This window comes from Bacillus sp. RIT 809 (assembly GCF_016892495.1).
In the GTDB taxonomy this organism is placed as follows: Bacteria; Bacillota; Bacilli; order Bacillales; family Bacillaceae_G; genus Bacillus_A; species Bacillus_A cereus_U.
This window is the reverse complement of sequence record NZ_JAFEMR010000071.1, coordinates 1-507: the sequence shown is the minus strand read 5'-3', so window position 1 is coordinate 507 and position 507 is coordinate 1. Positions and strand designations below refer to the sequence as shown.

Here is a 507-nt window from a genome sequence, read left to right as displayed (position 1 = left end):
GTATTTTTATTTTGGAGTTCAAGCAACTAAGGATGTAGCAACGGGACAAACGCTCACAGTTGATACAAACTTAGGTACACAATTACAAACGCAAAGGATTACAATTAAGGGTCCAACTGAAGGTGGTGGAGGTACAGCACCATTTGTCTATAAAACAGGTAGAATGGATGCGGATGCTCCAACTAAAGTGAAGTGGGACATACCTATAAATAATAACAAGCAACAATTTAGTTCTGATATAGTTTTGACTGATACTTTAGAGGCGGGACAAACGCTGGATCAAGATGGTTTTATTATAGCTGTTGGAAATCAAAATTTAACACCTCAACAATTTAATGATGGGGGTTATGGGACGATTACCTTTAATAGTAATTCTTTCGAAGTTAGGTTTTATAAAGATCAGAGTAGCGGTAAGAACCTACTTTTAAGATATACAGCTACTGTAACTGATAGTGGAATGAAGCAAAAAACTTTTTTCAATAACTATACGATTAATTACCAAATTTC

General features: G+C 35.1%; 1 protein-coding gene. It reads left to right on the top strand.

All coding sequences use genetic code 11. The features are described 5' to 3' along the window. Positions 1–507, top strand: a 507-nt coding sequence (locus JTF23_RS27440; RefSeq protein WP_286674654.1) for a collagen binding domain-containing protein, incomplete at both ends; no start/stop codon positions are given.